Genomic DNA, 1,105 nt, shown 5'->3' on the forward strand with positions numbered 1-1,105 from the left:
ATGATAAAATAGTGGTGCCCATCAAGGTCCTTCTTTCTAATGGATTGTACGGTAACACCATTAAAGACCTTGATGGGTTTTTCTGTCCACTTAAATGTTCAACTTAAATTTTACAATCTGCCAATCATAAAAGCTTTTAGGAACAATCCTGTATTTTGGTGCTACTTTGTAAAGATCACTTAAACTTAGTGAAGCAAGTTCCCACACTTTAGCTATTCGCTTCTCCTCATATTTTTCTAAGTCAAGTTGTTGAAACAAATCATTACTAAAAGAACCACTCATTTTCTTTATTTGAGATATGTATAACACCACCAAAAGTTTGTTTAACATCATCAAAATCCGCTTGACGCCAATTTTGATTAACATGTTCTTCTGGCATACAGCTCCCTCTCCCAAAATAATATTTATCATAGTTGATTATAGCACTTATTATCTCTATTGAGATAGTTATAATTATACCTATCAATACTTAAAAGGCCTTCGGTTGATATTTACGATTAATATAAAAAGGAATCGTAAATATGATTGATATACATAAAATTGGCACAAATATAGCCGCAAAACGAAGAAAATTAAACTTAAGTCAAGAACAGTTAGCAGAATTAGCTGGGGTGTCTTCGAACTATATGGCACGAATAGAGCGTGGTGAAGTTAAAAATTTTAGTGCAATTAATCTTCTTAAAATTGCAAATGCTTTAAAGGTTAGTATTGATGAACTTATTAGTGGCAGTTATAAAAACAAAGCAATAAAACTAAACCCTTACCAACAAAAGCTTTTCAACTTACTAGATATGCTCGAAGATAGTACGAGTGAACAATTGTCAAAATTATTTATTGAAATAATCAAAACAGCATCAACAACTGATATAAATAAGAAAAACGACAAGTAACAAAATGTTGCTTGCCGTTTCATTTCTATAATGATAAATTACATAAACTGGTATAATTGGGGTCTTCCCCAATAGGACCGTTTTTTAATTACATGGCAGATTGTAAAATTTAAGTTGAACATTTAAGTGGACAGAAAAACCCATCAAGGTCTTTAATGGTGTTACCGTACAATCCATTAGAAAGAAGGACCTTGATGAGCACCACTATTTTATCA

General features: G+C 31.7%; 1 protein-coding gene. It reads left to right on the forward strand.

What is annotated here, in order from left to right; translation table 11 throughout:
- The first annotated feature begins 521 nt into the window (after nt 1–521).
- The gene (locus tag OCT58_RS10360) at nt 522–890 is read left to right on the forward strand and encodes a helix-turn-helix domain-containing protein (RefSeq protein WP_267202732.1); all 369 of its coding nucleotides are present in this window, start codon (nt 522–524) and stop codon (nt 888–890) included.
- Nucleotides 891–1,105 lie beyond the last annotated feature (215 nt).

The organism is Limosilactobacillus kribbianus (genome assembly GCF_026413145.1).
Classification (GTDB): Bacteria; Bacillota; Bacilli; order Lactobacillales; family Lactobacillaceae; genus Limosilactobacillus; species Limosilactobacillus kribbianus.